This window comes from Haloparvum alkalitolerans (genome assembly GCF_050122995.1).
In the GTDB taxonomy this organism is placed as follows: domain Archaea; phylum Halobacteriota; class Halobacteria; order Halobacteriales; family Haloferacaceae; genus Haloparvum; species Haloparvum alkalitolerans.
On record NZ_JBNLIA010000016.1, the window covers coordinates 43,999 to 68,609 of the forward strand.

Consider the following 24,611-nt stretch of genomic DNA (forward strand, 5'->3'; position numbering starts at 1 on the left):
TCACAGGAACCGCCGCACCACTGGCGTCGCCTCCAGCGCCAGCCGTCGGACCGTCCGCACGGCCGCGTCGGCGCTCTCGCGGTCGACGCCGTCGCCGTACCGCGCTCGCTCGTAGGCCTCGCGGACGACGGCGGTCCGCTCGTCGACCCCTCGAAGCTCCAGCGCGTCGAGGTACGCCCGCGGGGTCTCACCCGGCCGCCGCGCGCGGTAGCGCCGCTCCAGCAGGTACTCCAGCCGCGCGTACGCCCGGAGGGCGTCCGAGTCGGGGTCGCGCCGCCGGAACGGGAGCCGGAGCCACAGCGCCCGGTACGTCCGGCTCGTAGCGCCGACGTGGTGAGCGCCCGCGACGACCCCGAGCAGCAGGAGCAGGCCGTACCCGACCGCGTCGCGGTCGACCGGCAGCCCGCCCCCGTCCTGCTCGCCTTCCACCTCGGCGCCGGTCACGTCGGCCGAGACCGTGTCGATCCCGCTCGCGCCGGTGTCGTCCGGGTCGAGGCCGGCGGGACCGGCGGCACCGGGGCCGCTGACCTCCGCCTCGTCGCTCCCGTTCGTCTCCGTGTCCGTGTCGTTGCCGTTCGGCGCGTCGGTCGGCGTCGTCGGGGTGGACGCGGGGTCGTCCTCGGGGTCGGGCGCGGTACGGTTCGTGTCGACGCCCTCCTCGCCCGCGTTCCGCGCCTCAGTCAGTCGCACGTTGCGGGCGTCCGCGCGCTCCGTGCTCGGCGTGGGGTCGAACCGGACCCAGCCGTGGTCGGGGACGTACACCTGCACCCACGCGTGGGCGTCCTGTCCGCGGACCACCCACTCGTCCTGCGCGACGCGCTCGCCGGGGCCGTACCCGGTGACGAACCGGGCGGGGACGTCCTGCGAGCGCAGCATGGCGACCATCGTCGTCGCGAAGTAGACGCAGTAGCCGGCGTCCATCTCGAAGAGGAACGCGTCCGCCACGTCGCCCTCGGGGCGCTCGACGGTCAGCGAGTACGCCTTCGACTCCTCCAGGTAGCGCTCGACCGCCCGCGCCGTGTCGTAGGGGTTGTCGGCGCCCGCCTCGGTCCGTATCTCGCCGGTCAGCTCGCCGACCCGGTCGGGCGTGCTCTCGGGCAGTTGCGTGTAGCGCTCCTCGATCCCCTCGGGATAGTCGGTCCCGGCGGCTCGGAGCTCGCCAGGCGTCGCGACGAGGACCTCGCTCTGGACGTCGATCGTGTCGCCCTCGGGGACCGTGGTGCCGGGCTGGATCCGCCCCTCGCCGTCCACCTGCGCGCTCCGGGCCGTCTGCCCGCCCACCGAGACGGGGCTGTGCGCGGCGGGGATCGCGTCGAGGTCGGTCTCGGCGGTGACCGTCTGATCGACCTGCACGGTCGTTCCCGGCGGCCCCTCGACCGGGCCGTCGTACGGTTCGGCCTCGCCCGTTCGCACCCAGCCGTCGCCGGTGTAGCGGTCGAACGTCGACGTGCTCCAGTAGGCCTCCTGCGTGCTCTCGACCGTGAACCGCACCTCCGGGGAGAGCCGCACCGACCCGGCGACCTGCACGTCGTCCTGCGTCCCCACGAGCGACGACTCGATGCCGGGCGTACCGCGGTCCGACAGCAGCGGCTGCGTCGCGCCGCCGGGGACGACCGCGACCGTCGCCGACAGCAGCACCATGGCCGCGAGCACGGTCGAGAGCGTGCCCCGTCGCGCCGCGAGCGCACCCGGCGCCGACAGCGTCGTCAGCCCGGCCGACAGCGCCGCCCCGACGACGCCCGCCAGCGTGGCGGCCGTGCCGGCGTCGCCGGTCAGCACGAAGAAGCCGAGCGCGCCGGCCGCGACCGAGGCGCCGGCGACGTGGCGGCCGCGCGCCGCGAGGTACCACGTCAGGAACGTCGGCACGGGCGCCAGCGCGAGCGCCCACAGGTCGGCGGCGGTCAGCCGAAGCACGGAGAGCCCCGTCAGGAGGGAGACGGTGTCGAAGGCGACGTTCCGCGCGGAGAACAGCGCGCGCTGGCTCGCCGGTACCGAGAAGTAGTAGGCCGCCAGCCCGGCGACGAACAGCCCGCCGGTGACGAGCACCGCCGCCCGCGGGGCGAGCACGCGCGCGACGGCGACGCCCGCGACCGCGGCGACCGCGACCGCGAGCCGCGCGCTCCCGCCGACCACGTCGGTTATCGACAGGAAGACGCCGACGTAGGCCGCTGTCACCAGCGCGACGCCCGCCGCGGCGGGCTGGACGAGTCCGGCAGGCACCAGCCCGAGGGGACCGACGCCGCCGTGGGCGTCCTCGCCGTCGGGCGGTGTGCGGCCGCCGTCGGCGAGCGCGTCGCCATCCCCAGCCGGCGGACCGCCGCTCACCGCGGGTCACCCCCGTCGGTCGCCGGCCGCGCGGCGTCGTCGGGCGAGCGCGCAGCGGCCGTCACGGCGGTCTCGGCGTCCCCGTCCGCGGGGAGCAGCGCCTCGAAGGGCGTCTCGGCGTCGTCGACCCGGACGGTGGTCCCGGTGCGGTCCGCCTCGATCACCACGTCGGCGTCCGCGTCCGGCACCGCCCCGCGGGGGGTCCGCGCCAGCAGTTCGAGCAGGCGCCGACGGCCGTCCGGGCCGCCGTCGGTCGAAACGCGACCGTTCGGGACCGCGACGTCGACGGGGACCCCGTCGTCCAGCAGCGCCAGCGCGACGCTCGCGACCGCGCTCGCGAGGTCGTCGGCGGCGTCGCCGCGGGCGCCGCCGCGTATCGAGACGCGGCGCTGGTCGGTCTCGGCGGCGAACTCGTTGACGATCAGGTCGTCGCGCTTGGCGGTCGCCGCCCAGTTCACGTCCCGCAGGGCGTCGCCGCGCGCGTACTCGCGCAGGCGGTCGAACTCGTTGCGCTGCCGGCTCGCGCCGAGCGCGTCCTCGCGGTAGAGCTCCCGGCGGAACCAGCCGACGACGGGGCGCCGCTCGGGGTACACCAGCACCGACTCCGTGCCGCGACAGAGCAGGTCGCGCTCCAGCAACCCGAACACGTCCGTCGCGGACAGCGTGACGGGCCCGAGCGTCCGGTCGCCGCGCGCGTCGTAGGTCACCTCGTACCGGACCGGCTCCGCGCCCACCGTCGCGCGCGTCGGCGCCTCGGGGCCGTCGAGGCCCTCGCCCAGGTCGTCGCGGACCGCCGCCACGAAGGGCGCGTCGAGCGCCTCGCGGAGCGCGTCGCCGTCGCCGAAGCGCAGGACGACCTCGTGGGTCGCGCCGACGAAGTCGTCGGGCGGGAGCCGGCGGCGAACGCTCGGCGCGTCGAGCCGCGAGAGCTGGACCGCGCCCGCGACGACCGCGACGATACCCGGGAGCACGACCGCGTTGAGCGAGCGGGCGCCCGACAGTGCAGCCATCCCGAACCCGACGGCGACGATAGCGAGGACGACGCGGCCGCGGCGCGTGAGCCGGAGGTCCGAGAGGGCGCCCATCGGCTCACTCCACGGCCACCGAGTCGAGCGCGCTCGCGACCACGTCCGCGCCCGTCCGGGAGCCGGACTCCGGCCTGATGCGGTGCGCGAGCACGGTCGGGGCCTCACCCTGCACGTCGTCGGGGATCACGTAGTCGCGGCCGTCGAGGACGGCGCGGGCCTGCGCGGTTCGCAGGAGGGCGATGCTCCCGCGGGGGCTCGCGCCGAGGGCGGCGTGCTCGCGGGTGTAGGCGGTCAGCCGGGAGACGTACGAGCGGACCGGCTCCGTCGCCTCCACGTTTGCGACCGTCTCGCGGGCGCGGCGGAGGTCCTCGACGGTCGCGACGGGCTCCAGCGACTCGACGGGGTGCTCTCCGGCGGGGCGGTCCTCCCCGTCCCGGCCCTCCCCGCCCCGGTCGCCGGAGACGCGGTCGAGGATCTCCGCCTCCTCGTCCGGGTTCGGGTAGCCGAGCCGGAGCTTCTTGGTGAACCGGTCGACCTCCGCGACGGGGAGTTCGTACGTGCGACCCGGCTCCACGTCGTTCTGTGTCGCGATCACGCAGAAGGGGTCGGGAAGCTCGCGGGTGACGCCGTCGGTGGTCACCTGCCGCTCCTCCATCGCCTCCAACAGCGCGGACTGCGTCTTCGGCGGCGCGCGGTTTATCTCGTCGCCGAGGACGACGTTCGCGAAGACGGGGCCGGGCTGGAAGTCGAACTCGCTGGTGCGCTGGTTGAACACGTTCACGCCGGTCACGTCCGAGGGGAGCAGGTCCGGCGTGAACTGGACCCGCTTGAACGAGCAGTCGACGGAGGCGGCGATCGCCTTCGCCAGCGTGGTCTTGCCGACGCCGGGCACGTCCTCGATCAGGAGGTGCCCGCGCGCGAGGATCGTGACGAGGATGTGCTCGACGGCGTCGTGTTTGCCGACGATCACCGACTCGACGCTGTCGACGATCCGGTCGGCCAGCGCGGCCGCCTCGTCGGTCGCGAGCGGCGTTCGACGGGCGAGACCGCCGTCGGATGCGTCCGTGGCGTCAGTCATGTGAGAACCCGCGGCTGTCGACCGTCATGGCCGGCCATGTAAAACGATTGTGGGGTACTCACACGGACCGTGGTTCTCGGTGGCACGTACCGCTCGGTAGGGGTTCCGACTACCTAAGGGTGCGGTTCGGCTCCGTGCGCGCACGACCGCGGTCGGCTCGCGATGCCGCCGTCCGCGAACGAGACCCACGAACGAGGCGATTTCTGCACCGATCGAGAATTAATAGTACAGAAACGTGGATCGAAGCGGGCGTTGTTGCCTCTTCAGGACCCCGTCCGGACGGCCGCGATAACAAAACATTAGGTACGGGGCCCGTAGTTGCGCACATGGCCCGACGGAAGCCGCCGCTGCACGCGGTTCACGAGGACCGTGGCGCTCGCTTCACGGACTTCGGCGGGTGGGACATGCCGGTGGAGTTCGACTCCATCCGCATGGAACACTCGGCGGTCCGCGAGGCGGCCGGCATCTTCGACGTCTCCCACATGGGGGAGGTCGAGGTCGCCGGACCGGACGCCACGACCCTGATGCAGCGGCTGACGACGAACGACGTGACCGCGCTCGACCCGGGCGACTCCCAGTACGCCGCGATCACCGACGCGGAGGGGATCATGCACGACGACACCGTCGTCTACCGACTCCCCGACGGGACGCCCGCGGGCGAGGCGGCCGACGGCCGGGTCGCGGCCGGTCGCAACGGCGACGAGCCGGCGTACCTGTTCATCCCGAACGCGGGCCACGACGACGAGGCGTACGCGCGCTGGGTCGAGTACCGCGACGAGCACGCGCTCGACGCCGACGTGGAACTGACCACCGGGGAGTGGGCGATGGTCGCGGTGCAGGGCCCCGACGCCCCGGAGCTGCTGTTCGAGGCGACCGAGGTCGGCTCCGAGGGCATCGAGAGCACCGCGGGCGGCGCCGACGCCGCGGCGGTGCGCGACCTCTCGAAGTTCGAGGCGACCCACGCGGCGGTCGCCGGCGTCGAGAGCTGGGTCGCGCGGACGGGATACACCGGCGAGGCCGGCTTCGAGGTGCTCTGTCCGGCCCCCGACGCGGAGGCGGTCTGGGACGCGCTCGACTGCCAGCCCTGCGGGCTCGGCGCCCGCGACACGCTCCGCATGGAGGCCGGCTTCCTCCTGTCCGGACAGGACTTCGACCCCGACGAGGAGCCCCGGACGCCCTACGAGGCCCGCATCGGCTTCGCGGTGAAACTCGACACGGAGTTCGTCGGCCGCGACGCCCTCGAACGACAGAAGGAGGAGGGCGTCGACGAGAAGTTCGTCGGCGTCCGCCTCCTGGACCGCGGCGTTCCGCGGGGCGGCTACGCGGTGACGGACGGGTCGGGCGGCGACGCGGACGACGGCGAGGAGACGACCGGCGCGGAGGTCGGTCACCTCACCTCCGGCACGATGAGCCCGACGCTGAACGAGCCCATCGGGCTGGGCTACCTGCGGAGCGAGTACGCGGACGCGGGCGAGCGCGTCGGCGTGGTCGTCCGCGGCGAGGAGAAGCGCGCGGAAGTTGTGATCCCTCCCTTTATCGACACATGAGCTTCGAGACTCCCGACGACCGACGGTATCTGGAATCGCACGAGTGGACGACGACGGACGGCGACACCGTCCGGTTCGGCATCTCCGACTTCGCACAGGACGAGCTCGGCGACGTGGTGTTCGTCGAGCTGCCCGACGCCGGCGACGAGGTGACCGCCGACGAGGAGTTCGGCGTCGTCGAGTCGATCAAGGCCGTCTCGGACGTGTACGCGCCCGTCTCCGGGGAGGTCGTCGCGGTCAACGAGGACCTCTTCGACGCGCCGGAGTTGCTCAATCAGGACCCCTACGGGGAGGGCTGGCTGATCGAGGTGGAGCCGGCCGACGACGCCGACTTCGACGCCCTGCTCTCGCCCGAGGACTACCGCGACCAGATCGAATGACGACCGGAACCAACGGGGGACGCCGATGAGCGGCCGCGACTACGGACAGAAGGCCGGGAGTCCGTACGCGCCCCACACGGACGCGGAGACGGCCGCGATGCTCGAGGCGGTCGGCGCCGACGACGAGGACGACCTGTTCGACATCCCGGACGCGGTGGCGTTCGACGGCGAGTTCGGGATCCCCGCGCGCTCCGAGCGCGAGATCCGCGCCGAGCTCCGCGAGACGCTCGCGGACAACGACGATCTCACCGAGTTCCTCGGTCGGGGCCATTACTCCCACTACGTCCCGAGCGTCGTCGACCACCTCGCGGACCGCGCGGAGTTCCTGACCAGCTACACGCAGTACCAGCCGGAGATCGCGCAGGGGTTCCTGCAGGCGCTCTTCGAGTACCAGTCGATGCTGGTGGAGCTGACGGGGCTCGGCATCGCCAACTGCTCGATGTACGACGCCGCGACCGCGCTCGGCGAGGCGGCCACGCTCGCGGACCGCGTGCGCTCCACGAGCGGCGACGTGGTGCTCGTCCCCGAACAGCTCCGCGAGGGGAAGCGCTCGGTGCTCGAGAACTACTGCGACGGCGCGGACCTCGCCGTCGAGGCGTACCCGATGGCGGACGGCAACGCCGACCTCGACGCGCTCGCGGAGCGCGCGGGCGAGGACGTGGTCATGGTGTACGCCGAGAACCCGACCGTCCGGGGCTGCATCGAGGAGCGCCTCGCCGACGTGGGCGCGGTGGCCGACGAGACGGACGCGCTGTTCGTGCTCGGCTCCGACGCCGTGGCGCTGTCGGTGCTGGAGGAGCCCGCGGCGGTCGGCGCCGACGTGGTGGTCGGCGAGGCCGGCGCGCTCGGCCTCCCGGCCGCCTACGGCATGGGCCTCGGGCTGTTCGCCTGCCGCGAGGAGTTCCTCCGGCAGGTGCCGGGGCGCCTGGTGGGCGCCAGCGAGGACGCCGCGGACCGGCGCGCGTACACGCTGACGCTCCAGACGCGCGAACAGCACATCCGGAAGGAGCGCGCCACCTCCAACATCTGCACCAATCAGGCGTGGGTGGCGCTGCGCGCGGCGATGCACGCCGCGCACCTCGGCCCCTCGGGGCTCGTCGAACTCGCGAACGACTGCGTGCGCGAGGCGGCGTCGCTCGCCGAGCGCATCGACGACCTCTCGGGCTACGGCGCGCCGGTCCACGACCGCCACCACCTCCGGGAGTTCGCGGTCCGGACCGACCAGCCCGCGGCAGCGGTCGCCGGCGACGTGGAGGCGGCCGGCTTCGCGGTCCACACGATCGGCGACCACCTGCTGCAGGTGTGCGTCACCGACCTGAACGCGGACGCGGCCGACGAACTGGTCGCGGCCCTGGAGGCGGCAGCATGATCTACGACCAGGCCAGCTACACGCGCGAGGAGGAGGCACAGCACGAGCCGCTGCTGGCGGAGAAGGACGAGACGACCGTCGACGTGCGTGAGGAGTCGCCGCTCCCCGAGGAGCTCACGCGGGAGGCGGTGACCCTGCCGGAGCTCTCCGAGCCGGAGATCGCGCGGCACTACACCCGGCTCTCGCAGATGAACTGGGCCATCGACGCCGGCGCCTACCCGCTCGGCTCCTGCACGATGAAGTACAACCCCAAGTTCACCGAGGACGTGGCGGCCAATCCCGACGGCGCGGTCCACCCGGACCGCTCCTCGCGGTCGGTGCAGGGGACGCTCGAAGTGCTCTACGGCCTGCAGGAGTACCTCGCGGAGATCGGCGGTATGGACGCCGTCACGCTCCAGCCGCCCGCGGGCGCGGCCGGTGAGTTCACCGGCATCCGCGTGGCGAAGGCGTACCACGAGGCGAACGGCGAGGGGAACCGCAGCGAGGTGATCGTCCCCGCCTCCGCGCACGGGACGAACTTCGCGACCGCGGCGCTGGCCGGCTACGACGTGGTCGAACTCCCCTCCGACGAGGACGGCCGCGTCGACCTCGACGCGCTGGAGGCGGCCGTCTCCGAGGACACCGCCGCGCTCATGCTGACGAACCCCAACACCGTCGGCCTGTTCGAGCGCGACATCACGGAGATCGCCGAGATCGTCCACGACGCCGGCGGGCTGCTCTACTACGACGGCGCGAACCTCAACGCGCTGCTCGGGCGCGGCCGCCCCGGCGACATGGGCTTCGACGTGATGCACTACAACGTCCACAAGACGTTCGCGACGCCCCACGGCGGCGGCGGGCCGGGCGCGGGCCCGGTCGGCGTCGTCGACGAGCTCGCGGAGTTTCTCCCGACTCCGCGCGTGCGTGAAACCGAGTCGGGTTCGGGCTACGAGCGCTTCGAGCCCGAGCACACGATCGGGAAGGTCCAGGGCTTCGAGGGCAACTGGCTCGTCCTGATCAAGGCGTACGCCTACATCGCCCGGCTCGGCGACGAGGGGCTCGCGGACGCCGCGGCGAAGGCCGTGCTCAACGCGAACTACCTCGGCGAGCGGTTGGACCTCGAGATCCCGTACGGCCCCTACCACCACGAGTTCGCGGCGACCTCGGGCGACCGCGACGCCGCGGACGTGGCGAAGCGGATGCTCGACTACGGCGTCCACCCGCCGACGACGAAGTGGCCCGAGATGGTCCACAACGCGATGTTGACGGAGCCGACCGAGATCGAGAACAAGTCGTCGCTGGACGACCTCGCGGCGGCGTTCAACCGCGCGTTCGCGGACGACGACGAGACGCTCGAAAACGCCCCGAACCGCACGACTGCGGCCCGTATCGACCAGACGTCCGCGGCGCGGAACCCGCGGCTGTCGTGGCAGGCGCTCGACGGCGAGTGAGCGGACGCGGCTTCGCGGTCGGACCCCTCGTCGCCGCCGTGCTGTGGGGCGGCATGTACGTCGTCAGCAAGTGGGGGTTCGAGACGATCCCGCCGCTGACGCTGAGCTTCCTGCGGCTCGCGGTCGGCGCCGCGACGCTGCTGGTCGTGGTGCGCGTCGTCTCGCCGTCGCGGTCGTTCAGCCGGCGCGAGTGGGGCCAGTTCGCGGGGCTGGGCGCGATGGTCGCGCTCACCATCGTCTCGCAGTTCGTCGGCACGGACCTCACGACCGCGAGCCAGGGGTCGCTGTTGACGGTGCTGACGCCGCTTTTCACGCTCGCGTTCGGCGTGGCCGCCTTCGGCGAGGCGGCTGGACCCAGAAAGATCGCCGGCATGGGGCTGGCGGCGCTCGGGACGCTGTTCGTGCTCGCGGGGCAGTACGACCTGACCGCGATCCCGGCGGGCAACCGGACCGGCGTCGCGTTCCTCCTGCTCGCGAGCGCCGGCTGGGCCGCCTACACGGTGTGGGGCAAGCCGCTGGTGCGGCGCTACTCCGCGCTGGAGACGGCGACCTACTCCACCCTCTTCGCGGTGCCCATGAGCGCGGTGCTCGTCCCCTGGGAGCTGTCGACGACCGGCGTCGACCTCGCGGCGGTCCCGGTCACCCCGGCGCTGGTCGCGGCGGTGCTGTACCTCGGCGTGCTCAGCACCGCCGGGGCGTGGTACGCGTGGTACAAGGGGTTGGAGTTCGTCGACGCCGGCACCGTCGCGGTGTTCTTCTTCGCCCAGCCGGTCGTCGGCGCGGCGCTCGGCGCGCTCCTTCTGGACGAACCGGTCGGGCTCGGCATGGTCGCCGGCGGCGCGGTGATGTTCGCGGGGATCTACCTCGTCTCGACCGGCGACGCCACGTCGTGAATCGCCTCGGGGTCAAGCCCCGAGGCTTCCTGTTTCAACGACGCGCTTTGCAGACACCGTAGTGGTGTCCGTAGGGAGCGCAGTCTCCACAGGCGTGTCTTCGGGCCATCCCAGCCCTAATTCAGAAAAGCCGCGTTGAAGAACGTTCATCGCCGCATTCGCGTCACGGTCACACTCGAACCCACACGATGGACACGAATGTTCCCTAACCCAGATTGGCTTCGCCGTCTCCACGCCGCACGACGCACATTCTTTCGTCGTTCCTTTTGCTTCGACTTGCACGACGTGACAGCCGTACAGGTCCGCCTTGTATTCCAGCAAGAAGATGAACTGTCGCCATGCTGCATCCTGCCTGGTGCGGGCGTTGTGCGACTGTTCGAGCATCCCCTTCACGTTCAAGTCCTCAACGAACACGGCGTCGTATTCACCGACGAGCCACGTCGTGATCTTGTGCTGGTAGTCCAGCACCTTCCGCTTGATGTGACGCTTCACTCTCGCCACTTCCCGACATTGCTTCTCGTAGTTGTTCGAGCCTTTCTCCTTCCGCGAGAGTTTGCGCTGCTCGCGCTGGAGTCGTTCGTACTCGGCTTCAAGGCCGAGCCAGTCCACGGTCTTGCCATCCGACGTGTGGATGTAGTTGAGGATGCCGAGGTCGATTCCAACGCTGTTGCTCGCGTCCAACGAGTCCACGTCGGGCTTCTCGGGCACGCCAGCATCGTCAGTTTCGAGGCCGAAGGAGACGAACCACTCGCCGGTTGTCTCCTTTTTGACTGTGACTTCTTTGATGTCGGCTTCGTTTGGAATGTCGCGGTGGTAGCGGATGGTGATGTCACCGATCTTGGAGAGCCAGAGTGTCGCGCGTCGGCCACTCGTGTTTTTGAGTTCGAAGCCGGACTGCGAGAACGTCATACTCTGGAACTCCCGTGGTGACTTCCACTTGAGCTTCCCCACCTTGTTCCCGTTTTGTTTCTGCTCGGAGAGGCTGTCGAGGTTCTGGTAGAACCGTGTGACGGTTCGTTGCAGAGCCTTCGAGTTGACTTCCGAGAAGATGGGGAACTGGTCTTTCCAGCTGGGGAGTCGGGAGTGGTGTTTGTACGCGGAACCGATGTTGTCGGCGTCCACGTTCTCGTACTCGTACCGGGTGTAGTTGTACGCTTGGCGATGAACGTCGATGTGACGTTCCAGTTCAGCCGCTACCTCTTGTGTCGGATATGCGGGGTAGCGGTGACTGTACTCCATCGCTATCTCCCAATTGGAGATGTGTTTAGTTAATGGTTTGTATCACGAGTTGTCGGATTCAACCCCGGGGTCAAGCCCCGGGGCATTCTCCTTGCATTCTGTAAAGAGGTCCGGTGCGTTCGCCGCGGACGGCATGCGGACGTTACACTCTTTCGTCGTTCGTGCTCATCTGTAGTTCTCGTGCTCGACGAGTGGGATGTCGCCGTAGTGGGTATCGGCGGACAGCACCGGCTCGTCACGTTCGATCGCTGTTGCCGCGACCGCGGCGTCAGCCTTTCCGATGCCCGGACCGTCTCCCTCCTCCGTGGCGGCCATCCGCTCTCCGAGGAGCCGCCCTGCGCGTCGCGAAATGCTCGGAGTCATGTCGACTACGGGGTAGGAATCGAGCACGGCATCGACCTGTCGCCGCTCCGTGCTCGTGTTCGCGACCTTCCCCACGCCGATGTAGAGTTCCAGAACGACGACGGAGGGGATAATCAGTGGTACCTTCTCAGCTTCGAGTTCGCGCTCCTTTTCGACTGCAGCGTCGACGTCGTCGATAACGTCCAGTAGGAAGCTGGTGTCGACGATCATTCGAAGCGCTCCGCGATGTCGCGGACCTCATCGCGGTCCCGCTGATCGGCCTCATCGATCGCTTCTCGCATCTCCTTCACCTGATCGTCGTCAAATACGTCGCGGAGATCTCGGAGCGACCGTCCCCCGATGAGCCGGTCAACGGCGTCGCTGAACGACTCGTTGTCGTGTTTCGTACTCCGAATACGTTCGTACACGTCGTCGTCGAGCCGTATCTGATGCGACATCTTTTCGTTGACATCGTTGACACTCCGCGTGAATGAGCCTTTGGGTGCTCTCTGCTCCGACCTCGACGCTCTTCGTGAAGCCACTGCTTTGCTTTCGAGGAATCTTCCCCCCGAGATGCTGTAGTTTCGCTGGACGCCCGGCTTTAAGCGGGTCCGCTCGCAACGAGGCCCATGGACGAGGTGGACCTCGACGAACTGGTGTCGTCTTTGACCCCGCGCGAGGAGAACCGGACGATAAAGACCTACCAGAACACGGTCGCGGTCGCGTGCCCGGCCTGCGAGGAGCCGTTCGACGACCTCGTGGTCTGCAAGGAGAACCCGACGAGCCTCAACCTCTCCCAGCAGCTCGACTTCTGCGTCGGCACCGATGACGGGCAGGCGCTCATCTTCACGCACAAGAAGTAGCGCTCGCGGCCGGTCGAGCCGGCTGGGGCTTTCTTGGTGTTGCTAACCAGAGCAGCAGGATCCACGACAGAACGAGATCGGAAGCGGCGGCTGGTGTCGTCGGTGGACGGACACTGGATTTCGACACTCGATTCGGGCAGATATTGTTCCATGTTACCGCACCTCATTTAAGGCGGCTTGCCGTCCTAAAACCGATTAACGAATAATATCATTATTGTTCATTAACTTTATCACCCTCCTCCCGGTCTCTCCCGGTGTCGCATGAGCGTACCAGTATCCGCATCCGGCGTACATCGCCACGGCGCACGGCCGACCGACCGCACCGGCAGACGACCACCACAACCACCCACGTATCCAGATGCCCCGAACTGACGACACCGACACGACGCCCACGACGACCCGAGCGACGAACCGCACGCCGACCGATCCGACGACCGCGGAGACCGCGACCGAGACGACCGCTTCTGGGCAGCGTCCCGACCCCGAGACGGACGCGCCGCTGGTCCCGATGCTGAACGGCCCGACGACGCGGCCCCAGCCCACGATAGCCACGCTCCAGCGCGAGCTGTCCGCCGTCAACCGCCGTCTGGACCGGATCGAGGAGTACCTGCAGGAGAACTCGAACTGATGCACCCCTCAGAACTCGACGACGACGTCTTCACTCGCGACGTGGACAACCCGGCCGGCCGCGAGTTCCGCCGGCTGCTGGACGAGCAGGACTACGTGTTCGCGCCCGGCATCTACCACGCGCTCGACGCGCGGCTCGCGGAGATGGCGGACCTCGACGCCGCCTACATGAGCGGCTACTCCACCGTGCTGGGGCAGTTCGGCTTCCCCGACCTGGAGATGGTCACCATGACCGAGATGGTCGAGAACGCCAAGCGCATGGTCGAGGCGACGAACCTCCCCGTCATCGCCGACTGTGACACCGGCTACGGCGGGATCCACAACGTCCGCCGCGCCGTCCGCGAGTACGAGAAGGCGGGCGTCGCCGCGGTCCACATCGAGGACCAGACCTCGCCGAAGCGGTGCGGCCACATCGCGGGCAAGCAGATCGTCTCCCGCGAGGAGGCGCGCTCCCGGTTCGAGGCCGCGGTCGACGCCAGACAGAGCGAGGACACGGTCGTCATCGCGCGCACCGACGCGTACGGCTCCGCGAATGGCGACTGGGAGGAGCACCTCGAGCGCGGCCGGATCTACGCCGACGCCGGCGTCGACATGGTCTGGCCGGAGATGCCCGACCCCTCCCGCGAGGACGCGGTGCGGTACGCCGAGGAGATCGGCGAGACGCACCCCGACCTGGACCTCGCGTTCAACTACTCCTCCTCGTTCGCGTGGAGCGAGGAGGAGGACCCGCTCACGTTCCAGGAGCTGGGCGATCTGGGCTACAGCTACATCTTCATCACGCTGTACGGGCTCCACTCGGGCGCCCACAGCGTCTACGAGGACCTCTCGAACATCGCGGAGAACGCCGAGGAGGCGCAGTTCGACCTCGAGGAGCGCTACCTCGGCCACGAGACGGAGAGCCACCACGAGCTCTCGTTCGTCCCGCACTATCAGGAGACCGAGGCCGAGTTCGACCCCGAGGCCCGGCGCAGACAGGAGGAGTCCGCCGGCTTCAGCGAGGAGGAGAGCGACCCGATCACCGCGGACGGCTCGGCGGGGAGTGACGACTGATGGCGGACGCGGAACCGACGACCGCGGACGCCGCCGAGGCGGCCGACCCGAACTCCGAGTCCGTCACGCTCCGTCGGAGCCAGCTCGCCACCCCCGGCTCGGACCCGCAGATGATCGAGCGCGCGCCCGACTCCGGCGCCGACGAGGCGTTCCTCGACCTCGAGGACTCCGTCGCGCCCCGCGAGAAGGTCGACGCCCGCGAGAACGTCATCGAGGGCCTGATCGAGTACGACTGGTCCGACACCCGGCCCTGCTACCGGATGAACGGCGTCGACACGCGGTGGTTCTACGACGACGTGATCGAGGTCGTGGGACGGGCCGGCGAGTTCCTCGACACGATCATGGTGCCGATGGCGAACAACCCGGAGACGGTCGCCACCGTGGACAACCTGCTGACGCAGGTCGAGCGGAACAACGACCTCCCGGTCGGCGGGATCGGCCTGCAGGCGCAGATCGAGTCCGCCGAGGCGATGACGAAAGTCGGGGCGATCGCCGGGGCGAGCGACCGGCTGGAGTCGCTCGTCTTCGGTCCCGGCGACTACACCGCGAGCGTCGGCGCGGCCGGGCTCACCATCGGCTCGGGGGGCGGCTACCCCGGCCACTACTGGCACTACCAGCTCGCGCGCATCGCCCACGCCGCGAAGGCGGAGGGGCTACAGGTGATCGACGGCCCCTACGCGGAGATCGAGGACACCGAGGGGTTCCGCGACTCCTGTCGGTGGGCGAGCCAACTCGGCTGTGACGGCAAGTGGGCGATCCACCCCTCGCAGATCGAGCCCGCCAACGAGACGTTCGCGCCCGACCCCGCGGAGGCCGAGAAGGCCCGGCGCATCGTCGAGGCGTACGCCGAGGCGAAGGAGGCCGGGAAGGGCGCCGTCTCCGTCGACGGCGAGATGGTCGACGAGGCGACCGACAAGATGGCGCGCGGCATCGTGGCCCGCGCCGAGCGCGCCGGCATCCTCTGAGCCGGCGGCTGAGCCGGCGTTCTTTTTTCCGCTCGCAGGCGGCTATCGCGTCAGGTAGGAGACGAGCCGACAGTTACCGAGCCGGTGGTTCTCCAGCGGCCCGCTGGCGGGCGCCGAGTCGAAGCCGTCCGAGACCGCACGGAACACCGCCTCGGGGTCGTCGTTCCACTGCCAGAGCCACCGCGTCCGCGCGAGCAGCCGGAACTTGCGCGTCGTCGACAGCGACGGCGTCGTCGACAGCGTGTCGTAGTTCAGGCCCCGGATCAGCCGGTGGTGGTCCGCGTACAGCACCGCCGCCAACAGCACGGCGAGCTGGCAGTCGTCGGGGAGGTACCGGATGCCCGCGACGCCCTCGGCGTAGAGGTCCTCCGTCCGGTCCAGCAGGTCGCGCATCGCGGCCGCAACGCGGTCGTCGAACTCCAGGTCGAGAATCTGCTCGACCGAGGCGTCGTGGCGCTCCAGCGTCTCGACGGGGAGGTAGACACGGTCGCGCTCGCGCACGTCCTCGCCCACGTCGCGCAGGAAGTTCGTGAGCTGGAACGCCTCGCCGAGCTTGGTCGCGTGCGGGAGCGCCTTCTCGGGCTTAGCGACGTCCATCACGGCGGTCATCATCCGGCCGACCGCGGCCGCGGAGCCGTCCATGTACGCCTCCAGGTCCGCGTACGTCTCGTAGCGCGAGCGGTCGATGTCGGCCGCCATCGCGTCGATAAAGACGTCCACGTCCGAGGGGGCGATGCCGTGGTCCTCGCGGAGATCGGAGAAGGCCGCCAGCACGTCCTCCTGCGGACCGTCGCCGGCCGGCTCCTCGCCGAGCGCGACACGGCGGATGCGCTCCAACTCCGCGCGCTGCTCGTCGGGCGGCGCCGTGTCCGCGGCGTCGACCACCTCGTCGGCGACCCGGAAGAAGCCGTACAGGACATACGTCGGATGGCGGGTTCGCTCGGGGAGCAGCCGGGTGGCGACGTGGAACGTCTTGCCCGTGCGCTGCTGGATCCGCTTCCCGCGAGCGACCCGGTCGTCGGCTACCATCCTGTCCCCGCCGGACGAGTCTCGCGGGCGAGCGTGCGGAGGTTCATGTCGGTCGTTAGTACGGCACGTGGGGACATAATTGTTCGTCCGAGCGGGCGTTGGGATACCGGTCGGGAGCGCGGACCACCGCCGAACGACTCGGGAGTTCGAAACGTTCGCGGGTCAGTAGAAGGTGTCGCTGCAGTCGTAGACGACGCCGTGTTCCGGACAGACGTACTTGCAGTGGCGGTGCCGCATCGACGCGCCACAGACCGGGCAGGGACGGCCGCGCGGCGTCTCGACGGCGCAGGCGTCGGCCGTCGCATCGCCCGCCGCCGAGTCGGATGCGGCCGCGCCATCCGCCGCCGACTCGGCCGTTGAATCCGTCGGATCGCTCGCCATGCCCGACCGTTCGGGCCGCCGGCTATTAACTCCCGGCGTGGCGACCACGTCCGGCGCCGATCCGGGATCCGTGCGGGTTCTTAACACGCTCCGTCTCTAACGTCGGTTATGGACCGACTCTCCGCGCCCGCGGAGTCGCTCGCCCGCCGTGCCGCGGTGCTCGCGCTCGCATTCGGCGCCTCCGGAGCGGCGGCCGTCGCGGGATCGTTCGTCGTCGCGGGCGACGGTCCGGCGTTTCTCGTGACGGCGGTCGCATCGACGCTTCTGTACCTGCTTCCGGACGCGCTGGTGACGTGGGGGATCCTGACGCTCGGCGAGTACGGGCGCCCCCTGCTCGCGGTCGCGGCCGCAGTCGGGACGGTGGCGCTGTTCGCGGCGCTCGTGGCCGGCGTCGTACGCCTCGCCGGACAGCTGAACCGGAGTCGAGCGGACGCCCTCTTCGGTGCGTTTCTCGTCCAGACCGTTGCCGCCTTCGCGCTCACGGTCCGTCCCCTCGCGGCGCTGGCCGCGGGGGCGGCGGGCGGCGTCACGCTCGCGGTCGCCGGGCGGGCGGTGACGGACCCGGACGCTCGCACGGTGCCCGACCGCCGCGCCGTCCTGCGGGCGGTCGGTGCGGCGGGAGCCGCAGCGGGGATCGGCTGGCTGGTCGCTCCGCGGGCCGCGGACCTGCCGGACGAGACGGTCGAGGACGAAGGGGTCCTCGCACTGCTGGAGGCCGCCGACGAGCGCTCGCTCGGCGTTCCGGGCATCGACCCGCTCGTCTCCGACGGTTTCTATCAGGTCGACATCAACACGTCGACGCCGGTCGTCGACCGCGAGGCGTGGGAGCTGACCGTCTCCGGCGGGCCGACCGAGTTCGCGGTCGACTACGACGAACTCACCGACCGCGAGGGAGAGCACCGGTTCGTCACCCTGCGCTGCGTCAGCGACGAGTTGAACGGTCGGACGATGGACACCGCGCTGTGGACGGGGATCCCGGTCGCGGACCTGCTGGCGGAGGCCGACGCGCCCGAGGAATGCTGCGTCCGGATCGAGGCCCACGACGGCTACTACCAGGGGTTCCCGCGGGCCGCGCTGGAGCGCGGCTTCCTCGCGTGGCGCATGAACGGCGAGCTGCTGCCCCGCGGGCACGGCCACCCCGTGCGACTCCTGATCCCGGGCCACTGGGGCGAGATCAACGTCAAGTGGGTGACGGGGATCGAGGTCCGCGACGAGGAAGTCACCGGCTACTGGGAGGAGCGCGGCTGGCACGGGACGGGACCGGTGGAGACCGTCGCGAAGATCCACGCGGTCGAGCCGCGCGGGGACGGGACGGTCCTCGTCGGCGGGCACGCCTACGCGGGGACCCGCGGCGTCGACCGCGTCGAGGTGTCGACCGACGGCGGCGAGACGTGGACCGACGCGACGCTCTCGGACCGGCTCCCGGGGGCGGCCCCGGCGGACGGCGAGGCACGGGTTGAGGGGGTCGCGGCCGACGCGTGGCGGATGTGGCGTCACGAGTACGAGGCCGACGAGCCACACGAGGTCGTCGCGCGGGCGGTCGAGCCGGACGGCACCGTCCAGCCCGCCGAGGAGTCCGACGCGTTCCCCTCCGGAGCGACCGGCTGGGTGCGGCGAACCGTGGAGCCCTGAGGCGGCGAGTGACCCACCGTCCCTGAGGCGGCCGAAGACCCCTACGAGCCTTTCCGGCTCACGGTTTGGCAAGGTTTACACCGACCCACACCGTCGCGCGAATCATGAGTGGTGTCCCCGAACGATCGGAGATCGACGCGGCGTACCAGTGGGATCTGGAGAGCATCTACGAGAGCGACGAGGCGTGGGAGGCGGCCTACGAGGCGGTCTCGGAGCGCGTCGAGGAGCTGCGGGCCTACGAGGGGCGCGTGACCGAGGACGCGGCGACGCTGCTGGAGTTCCTCGAGCTCCGCGAGGAGATCCTGCGCGAGGTCGCGCAGGTGACGACGTACGCCCGGCTCCGTAGCTCGGAGGACACCCGGAATCAGGAGTATCAGGCGATGTCCGCCAAGGGGTCGTCGCTAAGCTCCGAGGCGTCGAGCGCCACCTCCTTCGTCGAGCCGGAGCTCCAGTCGCTCTCCCGCGAGGAGGTCGAGGCGATGATCGACGCGGAGCCGGGACTGGAGACCTACGAGCACTACTTCGACGACGTGCTCCGGATGAAGCCGCACACGCGCTCCGCGGAGGTCGAGGAGGTGCTCGCGGACCTCTCGGAGGTGACCGACGCGCCCTCGGAGATCTACTCGATGCTGACGAACGCGGACCTCACGTACGGCGTCGTCGAGGACCCCGAGGGCGAGGAGGTGGAGATCACGCAGGCGAACTTCACGAAGCTCCAGACGAAGCCGGACCGCGAGTTCCGCAAGCGCGTCCACGAGACGTTCTACGAGGAGTGGGCCGGCGTGCGCAACACGGTCGGCACCTCGCTTGAGAAGGCGGTCCGGAGCCACGTCACGAACGCGGAGATCCGCGGCTACGAGACCGCCCGCGAGGCCGCCCTCGACGGCACCAACGTCCCGACGGACGTCTACGACAACCTCGTCGACACCGTCGACGACAACCTCGACGCCCTCCACCGCCACGCCGAGTTGAAGGAGCAGGCGCTCGGCGTCGACCAGCTGGAGAGCCACGACCTCTACATGTCCCTCACCGGCGAGGAGGGACCGGACGTGGAGTACGAGCAGGCCCGCGAGTGGGTGATCGAGGCGGTCGCGCCGCTCGGCGAGGCGTACCAGGAGCGCATGCGCGAGGGGCTCGACAGCCGGTGGGTCGACGTCTTCGAGAACCGCGGCAAGCGCTCCGGCGCCTTCTCCTCTGGCACCTACGACACGCAGCCGTTCATCCTGATGAACTACCAGGACGACATCGCGTCGATGTTCACGCTCGCGCACGAGCTCGGCCACTCGATGCACTCGGAACTGGCCGGCGACGCGCAGCCGTGGCACGACGCCAGCTACGAGATCTTCGTCGCGGAGATCGCCTCCACCGTCAACGAGACGCTGCTGACCCACCACCTCCTCGAGACCCTGGAGGACGACGAACTCCGCACGCACGTCCTCGACGAGTACCTCGAGCGCTTCCGCTCGACGCTGTTCCGCCAGACGATGTTCGCCGCCTTCGAACAGGAGATCCACGAGGTCGTCGAGGACGACGGCGCGCTCACGCCCGACGCCTTCGACGAGATCTACGGCGACCTGAAGGGGCGCTACTACGCCCCCGTCGAGCTCACCGGCGGCATCGAGCGCGAGTGGGAGCGCATCCCGCACTTCTACTACAACTTCTACGTCTACCAGTACTCGACGGGCATCGCCGCCGCCGCGGCCATCGTCGACCGCATCCTCGACGAGGGGGACGAGGCGGCCGCGGACTACCGCGCGATGCTGGAAGCGGGCGGCTCCGACTACCCCCTCGAAGTGGTCCGCGAGGCCGGCATTGACATGGCCCAGCCGGAGCCGGTCGAGTCCGCCATCAGGATCTACCGCGACTACCTCGACGAGATCGCGGGGCTGCTAGACCTGGAGTAGACGCTCGCGCGAACCGGTCTTCCGCGCATCATTCCGGCGGTCGCTTCTGCGCGCCGCTCAGTGACCGCTACTCCTCGCGGCGCTCCGAGAGGTGCTCCCAGATCTCCGTGCAACCGGCGCCCTCCGGAAGGCCGTCAAGATGCTCGTCGTCGCCGGAGTCCTCCTCGCCAGCGGCGTCCGCGTCGCTTTCGGCCCCGCCGTCGGTCGCGTACAGCTCCGGCGCCACGTCGGCAGAGGCGTGTTCGCGCACGCCGCGTCCCTCGTCGGTCATGTCCGGGCCTACCGCCGCGGCCCCCAAGAAGGCGGCCGGCGGCGACAAACTCGGACGCCGCTCGCCGATAGCGTCGATACTTGTCCGCGTCCGTGACTGTCACCCCGTCCGACACGCCGGCAACGGTTGCGACCGTCGCCGGGATGAGGCGTCCGCGGGGTGAGGAACGGGCATGGACACCTCCGTCCGCGTCTTCGACGACGGCGCGTGGATCTCGGTCGGCGGCGACCGCGCGGTCGGCGTCGCCGATGTCTGGCGCCTCGACGCCGCCTGCTGTGACTGTGACCGCTCCGACGTGCTCGTGGAGGCCTTCGAGAAGGCTCGCCGCGAAGACGGGATCGTGGAAGCGCGGACCGTGGGACGGTGTCTGGACTGCGGCGCCTCCGGCCGCGTCGGGTGGGTGCGCGTGGGTCACGTCGATGAGGACGGGTTCGCCGTGGCGGAGCGTCCGGCACGTGTCGAGTGATGGCGATACTCGGCATCGCGCGGAGTTTTTGTCGGGTCCCCGTCCCGGGGTGGTGTTTTTGTGACTACTGTCGATACTGCCGTGCTGGACAGCACCACCCGGAAAGCCCCACCCACCGCAACCGCACCGCAGCACCGCCACAGCACCGCCACAGCACCGCCACAGCACCGCCACAGCATCGCAGCACCGCCACAGCATCGCAGCACCGCCACAGCATCGCAGCACCGCCACAGCATCGCAGCACCGCCACAGCATCGCAGCACCGCAGCACCGCCACAGCACCGCGTTCGTCCGGACGCTTTTCAGGGATCGGGCGCGACTCCCGCCGTGAGTGCAGCGTGCTCGCTCCGGGTGGGGGTTCTCGGACCGTCGATCCCCCACCCTGGTGTGCGATCTCGGTCCCGTATGGCGACGGCTAACAGGGCTGGATCTCGTCCCCCTCGACGCGACGCTCGTCGTCGGCGGTGACCTCGTAAACGGCTTCGCTCGCGCTGTCGGCCTCCGCGCTGGCCGTGGAGTACCAGTAAGGGTGCTGGAGCTCCACGCGGACGTGCTCGTCGGTACGGGCGACGACCGCCGCCTCCCTGCTCGCGGTCGTCGGGGTCGTTCCCCAGTTCTCCAGACAGTCGGCCGCGGACAGGCGGTCCTGCAGGTACGCCTCCTCCGCGGCGAGGGCGCGCTCGGTCGCCTCCTCGTCGCCGACGGGGGGGTTCGGAGTGGGGGTGGGAGTGGGCGTCTCCGTGCGCGTCGCTGTCGGCGATTCCGTCCCGTCGGAGGCGGGGGGCGCCCCGAGACAGCCCGCGGAACCGACCGCGACAGCGCCGACCGCCGCGAGGAGGCGACGCCGGGGGTGATCGGAGGGCATACGCGGCGGAAGCGCGGGACGTCATAAGTGCTTTCTCCGCTGAATAGGCAAAAATCTCCGCCATCTCGCGACGGTGACCCCCTCGGGTCCCGTCCGCGGTCGCGCGAATGGTTGACGCGGCGGTCCCCCCTTTTCTCCCGACGGGCACACCGGGGATCCATGCCGACCGACGTCGAGCGATGGAAGGAGGACGTGTACGGCGAGGAGATCCGCGAGCACATCGAGCGCTTCGCCGAGGCGGGGTTCGACTCGATCCCCGACGACGAGCGCGACGCGTGGTTCGAGCGCTTCAAGTGGTACGGCCTGTACCACCAGCGCTCCGGCCAGGAGTCGTACTTCATGCTCCGTATCGGGCCGCCGAACGGCGTGCTGGAGCCGGGGCAGTTCCGCGCGGTCGCGGAGATCGCCCGCGAGTTCGCGACCGGGCCGGTCGAGAACCCCGAGTTCGGAAACGGCTACCTCGACGTGACCACCCGACAGGCGATCCAGCTCCACTGGATCAACCTCGAGGACGTGCCCGACGTCTTCGAGCGCCTCGAGAAGGCCGGGCTCTCCACGCAGCAGGCCTGCGGCGACTCGTGGCGGAACATCGTCGGGTGTCCGGTCGCGGGGAAGGACGAGGCGGAGTTCGTCGACGCGCTCGGGCTGGCGACGGACCTCCACGACGCGTTCAAGGGCGACGACGCGCACGCGAACCTCCCGCGCAAGTGGAAGGTGAGCGTGACGGGCTGCCGCGAGGGCTGCGGCCAGGGCGACATCAACGACCTCGCGTTCGAGCCCGCGGAGGCGGAGCGCGACGGGGTGACCGTCCGCGGGTACAACCTCCGCGTCGGCGGCGGGCTGGCGCGCAACGAGCCCCGGTTCGCGAAGGACTTGGAAGTCTTCGTCACCCCCTCGGAGGCGGTCGAGGTCGCGGGCGCGGTCAGCGCGCTGTTCCGCGACCACGGCGACCGCGAGGACCGCTACAGCGCCCGCGTGAAGTTCCTCGTCGACGAGTGGGGGATCGAGAAGTTCCGCCGCGTGCTCGTCGAGGAGTACGTCGACGGCGACCTCGCGCCGGCCGGCGAGGACCTCCGAGAGAGCTACTCGTACAACGCGGGCGGGGCGGGGACCGACGACCGCGGGCGTGCGGAACCCGACCGCGGCCACGCCGACCACGTCGGCGTCCACGCGCAGGCGGACGGCGACAACTACGTCGGGCTCAACGTGCTCGTCGGGCGCATCGGCGTCGACGACGCGCTCGCGCTCGCGGACGCTGCGGAGACACACGGCTCCGGCGAGGTGCGGCTCACGCAGCGGCAGAACGTGATCCTCACCGACGTGCCCGACGACGCGCTCTCCGCCCTGCGGGACGAGCCGGTGCTCGACCGGTACAGCCCGGACCCGCACCCCTTCCAGCGCGGCTCCATCGCCTGCACCGGGACGGAGTTCTGCTCGCTGTCCATCGTGGAGACGAAGAACCGACAGGTTCGGTTCGCGCGCTGGCTCCGCGCGAACGTCGACCTCCCCGACGACGTGGAGGATTTCCACATCCACCTCTCCGGCTGCACCGCCTCCTGCGCGCAGCCGCAGATCGCGGACGTGGCGCTTCGCGGCATGAAGACCCGGAAGGACGGCGAGCCGGTGGAGGCGCTCGATATCGGACTCGGCGGCGGGCTGGGGGAGGACCCCACGTTCGCGCGGTGGGTCGTCCAGCGCGTGCCGGTCGACGAGGTGCCGGGCGCCATCGCGAGCCTGATCGAGGCGTACGCGGAGCGCCGCGAGGGCACGGAGTCGTTCCGCGAGTTCGTCGCCGCCCGCGACGGCGAGGCGCTCGCCGACCTGATCGAACCCGCGGAGACCTCCTACGAGGACCCCTTCATGCACAACACCAAGCGGACCTGGTACCCCTACGCGGAGGAGGACGCGATCGAGGACAGCCCCGCACCGACCGCGCCGGACGACACGCCGCTCCGGAGCGACGACTGATGCCCGACCGGATCTCTCGCGTCACCGGATACACGACGCTCGATCTGGTCGAGGGCGAGGCAGTCGGCGCCGACTGGTCCGCCGAGGCGCTCGGCGTCCTCGACGCGACCGCGGATCGTCGAGACCCGGACCACGTCGAGTTGCGCGTCGAACTCGACGGGACCGACCTCGCCGGCGTCGAGGATCTCCGCCACCACGCGGACGTGCTCCGGCTGACGCCCGAGCAGGCCCGAGCGGTCGCCGAGGACCTGCGGAGCCACGCCGACCGCGTGGCGGCGTCCCGGGACCGGACCACCGGCGACGTGAACGCGGACTGAGGCGGGCGACCGAGCCGCGCAGCGTTAGTTCCCGAACAGGATCGCTGCGTTCAGCACGGTCGCGAAGCAGACCCACGCGAGGTAGGGGACCAGCAGGGCGGCGGCCCGGCGGTCGACGCGGGCGAAGGCCGCGACCGTGGCGCCGACGAGTCCGATCAGGAGGACCAGCACCGCGAGCCCGAGGTCGAGGCGCCGCAGCCCCCAAAAGACCGGCGACCACGCGACGTTGACGGCCAGTTGGACCGCGAACAGCCCCAGCGCGAGGCGGGCGTCGCGGTCGGTCGGGAGAAGTCCGCCGCCCCCACCGATCCCGGCCGCGCTCGCGTCCCGCGATCGCCCCTCGCGGTAGACGAGGTAGGCGCCGATCCCGAGCAGCGCGTACAGTATCGGCCAGACGACGCCGAAGGCCCAGTTCGGCGGGTAGAAGACCGGGAGGTCGAGCGCGCGGAACCAGGCGGCGTCGGGCGTCGTGAAGGGAACGCCGAGCGCACCGAGGACGTTACAGGCGACCGCGGCGCCGGCGGCGGCGAGCGTGTCGCGGCGGGTCCAGTCGGGGGCCATGGCCGGGATACGGGAGCCGTCCCCATAACCGATCCCTCGGGTTCCACAACGCACTTACGCCGGTCACGCGGAGTGAGGGAC

25 protein-coding genes are annotated in these 24,611 nt (G+C 70.4%); 14 read left to right on the plus strand and 11 right to left on the minus strand.

What is annotated here, in order from left to right:
* Genes ACQE3L_RS14465 through ACQE3L_RS14475 form a run of 3 tightly spaced genes read right to left on the minus strand, consistent with a single transcriptional unit; the run spans window position 1 to window position 4,431 of the window.
* Window positions 1-2,325 carry a transglutaminase TgpA family protein gene (locus ACQE3L_RS14465; protein WP_426964575.1) on the minus strand — a complete coding sequence of 775 codons (2,325 nt, stop codon included), beginning with the start codon at window positions 2,323-2,325 and terminating at the stop codon, window positions 1-3.
* Window positions 2,322-3,410, minus strand: a complete 1,089-nt coding sequence (locus ACQE3L_RS14470; RefSeq protein WP_426964576.1) for a DUF58 domain-containing protein — start codon at window positions 3,408-3,410, stop codon at window positions 2,322-2,324. Before ACQE3L_RS14470 ends, ACQE3L_RS14465 begins: the two co-directional genes overlap by 4 nt.
* A gap of 4 nt (window positions 3,411-3,414) precedes the next feature.
* Window positions 3,415-4,431, minus strand: a complete 1,017-nt coding sequence (locus tag ACQE3L_RS14475; RefSeq protein ID WP_426964577.1) for an AAA family ATPase — start codon at window positions 4,429-4,431, stop codon at window positions 3,415-3,417.
* Between the two features lie 326 nt (window positions 4,432-4,757).
* Here ACQE3L_RS14475 and gcvT point away from each other — a divergent pair, with 326 nt between their 5' ends.
* Genes gcvT through ACQE3L_RS14500 form a run of 5 tightly spaced genes read left to right on the plus strand, consistent with a single transcriptional unit; the run spans window position 4,758 to window position 10,050 of the window.
* Window positions 4,758-5,978, plus strand: coding sequence for a glycine cleavage system aminomethyltransferase GcvT (gcvT, locus tag ACQE3L_RS14480; protein WP_426964578.1), 1,221 nt, complete (start codon window positions 4,758-4,760; stop codon window positions 5,976-5,978).
* Entirely contained in the window at window positions 5,975-6,358 is a 384-nt protein-coding gene (gene gcvH / locus ACQE3L_RS14485) for a glycine cleavage system protein GcvH (protein ID WP_426964579.1), read from the plus strand. The genes gcvT and gcvH overlap by 4 nt, the downstream gene beginning before the upstream one ends.
* 25 nt (window positions 6,359-6,383) lie before the next feature.
* The gene (gcvPA, locus tag ACQE3L_RS14490) at window positions 6,384-7,727 is read left to right on the plus strand and encodes an aminomethyl-transferring glycine dehydrogenase subunit GcvPA (RefSeq protein WP_426964580.1); all 1,344 of its coding nucleotides are present in this window, start codon (window positions 6,384-6,386) and stop codon (window positions 7,725-7,727) included.
* Window positions 7,724-9,157: an aminomethyl-transferring glycine dehydrogenase subunit GcvPB gene (gcvPB, locus tag ACQE3L_RS14495; RefSeq protein WP_426964581.1), complete on the plus strand. Its 1,434-nt coding sequence runs from the start codon at window positions 7,724-7,726 to the stop codon at window positions 9,155-9,157. Before gcvPA ends, gcvPB begins: the two co-directional genes overlap by 4 nt.
* Window positions 9,154-10,050 (plus strand): DMT family transporter, encoded by an 897-nt coding sequence (locus ACQE3L_RS14500; RefSeq protein WP_426964582.1) that lies wholly within the window; start codon window positions 9,154-9,156, stop codon window positions 10,048-10,050. Before gcvPB ends, ACQE3L_RS14500 begins: the two co-directional genes overlap by 4 nt.
* Before the next feature lie 12 nt (window positions 10,051-10,062).
* Here ACQE3L_RS14500 and ACQE3L_RS14505 read toward each other — a convergent pair whose 3' ends face one another.
* The 3 genes from ACQE3L_RS14505 to ACQE3L_RS14515 form a co-directional block, all read right to left on the minus strand.
* Complete coding sequence (locus ACQE3L_RS14505; protein ID WP_426964583.1) at window positions 10,063-11,289, minus strand: RNA-guided endonuclease InsQ/TnpB family protein; 1,227 nt, start codon at window positions 11,287-11,289, stop codon at window positions 10,063-10,065.
* A 165-nt stretch (window positions 11,290-11,454) separates the two neighbouring features.
* Complete coding sequence (locus tag ACQE3L_RS14510) at window positions 11,455-11,862, minus strand: PIN domain-containing protein (RefSeq protein ID WP_426964584.1); 408 nt, start codon at window positions 11,860-11,862, stop codon at window positions 11,455-11,457.
* The gene (locus tag ACQE3L_RS14515) at window positions 11,859-12,089 is read right to left on the minus strand and encodes an antitoxin VapB family protein (protein ID WP_426964585.1); all 231 of its coding nucleotides are present in this window, start codon (window positions 12,087-12,089) and stop codon (window positions 11,859-11,861) included. The genes ACQE3L_RS14510 and ACQE3L_RS14515 overlap by 4 nt, the downstream gene beginning before the upstream one ends.
* 171 nt (window positions 12,090-12,260) lie before the next feature.
* Here ACQE3L_RS14515 and ACQE3L_RS14520 point away from each other — a divergent pair, with 171 nt between their 5' ends.
* From ACQE3L_RS14520 to ACQE3L_RS14535, 4 genes are all read left to right on the plus strand, one after another.
* Complete coding sequence (locus ACQE3L_RS14520) at window positions 12,261-12,494, plus strand: DUF7385 family protein (protein WP_426964586.1); 234 nt, start codon at window positions 12,261-12,263, stop codon at window positions 12,492-12,494.
* 358 nt (window positions 12,495-12,852) lie between these two features.
* Window positions 12,853-13,122, plus strand: a complete 270-nt coding sequence (locus tag ACQE3L_RS14525) for a hypothetical protein (protein WP_426964587.1) — start codon at window positions 12,853-12,855, stop codon at window positions 13,120-13,122.
* The gene (gene aceA, locus ACQE3L_RS14530) at window positions 13,122-14,171 is read left to right on the plus strand and encodes an isocitrate lyase (protein ID WP_058366183.1); all 1,050 of its coding nucleotides are present in this window, start codon (window positions 13,122-13,124) and stop codon (window positions 14,169-14,171) included. The genes ACQE3L_RS14525 and aceA overlap by 1 nt, the downstream gene beginning before the upstream one ends.
* Entirely contained in the window at window positions 14,171-15,136 is a 966-nt protein-coding gene (locus ACQE3L_RS14535; RefSeq protein ID WP_426964588.1) for an HpcH/HpaI aldolase/citrate lyase family protein, read from the plus strand. Before aceA ends, ACQE3L_RS14535 begins: the two co-directional genes overlap by 1 nt.
* 42 nt (window positions 15,137-15,178) lie before the next feature.
* Here the strand turns inward: ACQE3L_RS14535 and ACQE3L_RS14540 are convergent, their stop codons facing one another.
* Both ACQE3L_RS14540 and ACQE3L_RS14545 read right to left on the minus strand, forming a co-directional pair.
* A complete protein-coding gene (locus ACQE3L_RS14540; protein WP_426964589.1) occupies window positions 15,179-16,165 on the minus strand; it encodes a phytoene/squalene synthase family protein in 987 nt (328 codons plus the stop codon).
* Between the two features lie 162 nt (window positions 16,166-16,327).
* Window positions 16,328-16,546, minus strand: coding sequence for an HVO_2523 family zinc finger protein (locus ACQE3L_RS14545; RefSeq protein ID WP_426964590.1), 219 nt, complete (start codon window positions 16,544-16,546; stop codon window positions 16,328-16,330).
* A gap of 108 nt (window positions 16,547-16,654) precedes the next feature.
* Here ACQE3L_RS14545 and ACQE3L_RS14550 point away from each other — a divergent pair, with 108 nt between their 5' ends.
* Both ACQE3L_RS14550 and pepF read left to right on the plus strand, forming a co-directional pair.
* The gene (locus tag ACQE3L_RS14550) at window positions 16,655-18,178 is read left to right on the plus strand and encodes a molybdopterin-dependent oxidoreductase (protein ID WP_426964591.1); all 1,524 of its coding nucleotides are present in this window, start codon (window positions 16,655-16,657) and stop codon (window positions 18,176-18,178) included.
* A 104-nt stretch (window positions 18,179-18,282) separates the two neighbouring features.
* A complete protein-coding gene (gene pepF / locus ACQE3L_RS14555) occupies window positions 18,283-20,082 on the plus strand; it encodes an oligoendopeptidase F (RefSeq protein WP_426964592.1) in 1,800 nt (599 codons plus the stop codon).
* Between the two features lie 67 nt (window positions 20,083-20,149).
* On the opposite strand, the gene ACQE3L_RS14560 is transcribed toward pepF, so the two are convergent.
* Window positions 20,150-20,353 (minus strand): hypothetical protein, encoded by a 204-nt coding sequence (locus ACQE3L_RS14560; protein WP_426964593.1) that lies wholly within the window; start codon window positions 20,351-20,353, stop codon window positions 20,150-20,152.
* 172 nt (window positions 20,354-20,525) lie between these two features.
* Between ACQE3L_RS14560 and ACQE3L_RS14565 the strand changes: the two genes are divergently transcribed.
* Window positions 20,526-20,819, plus strand: coding sequence for a DUF8134 family protein (locus ACQE3L_RS14565; protein ID WP_426964594.1), 294 nt, complete (start codon window positions 20,526-20,528; stop codon window positions 20,817-20,819).
* A 415-nt stretch (window positions 20,820-21,234) separates the two neighbouring features.
* On the opposite strand, the gene ACQE3L_RS14570 is transcribed toward ACQE3L_RS14565, so the two are convergent.
* Window positions 21,235-21,684 (minus strand): hypothetical protein, encoded by a 450-nt coding sequence (locus ACQE3L_RS14570; RefSeq protein WP_426964595.1) that lies wholly within the window; start codon window positions 21,682-21,684, stop codon window positions 21,235-21,237.
* Window positions 21,685-21,843: 159 nt separating this feature from the next.
* On the opposite strand from ACQE3L_RS14570, the gene ACQE3L_RS14575 reads away from it, so the two are divergent.
* Together ACQE3L_RS14575 and ACQE3L_RS14580 are read left to right on the plus strand one after the other, a co-directional pair.
* Window positions 21,844-23,652 carry a nitrite/sulfite reductase gene (locus ACQE3L_RS14575; RefSeq protein WP_426964596.1) on the plus strand — a complete coding sequence of 603 codons (1,809 nt, stop codon included), beginning with the start codon at window positions 21,844-21,846 and terminating at the stop codon, window positions 23,650-23,652.
* Window positions 23,652-23,969 (plus strand): DUF6360 family protein, encoded by a 318-nt coding sequence (locus ACQE3L_RS14580; protein ID WP_426964597.1) that lies wholly within the window; start codon window positions 23,652-23,654, stop codon window positions 23,967-23,969. The genes ACQE3L_RS14575 and ACQE3L_RS14580 overlap by 1 nt, the downstream gene beginning before the upstream one ends.
* A gap of 24 nt (window positions 23,970-23,993) precedes the next feature.
* On the opposite strand, the gene ACQE3L_RS14585 is transcribed toward ACQE3L_RS14580, so the two are convergent.
* Complete coding sequence (locus tag ACQE3L_RS14585) at window positions 23,994-24,530, minus strand: TspO/MBR family protein (RefSeq protein ID WP_426964598.1); 537 nt, start codon at window positions 24,528-24,530, stop codon at window positions 23,994-23,996.
* Window positions 24,531-24,611 lie beyond the last annotated feature (81 nt).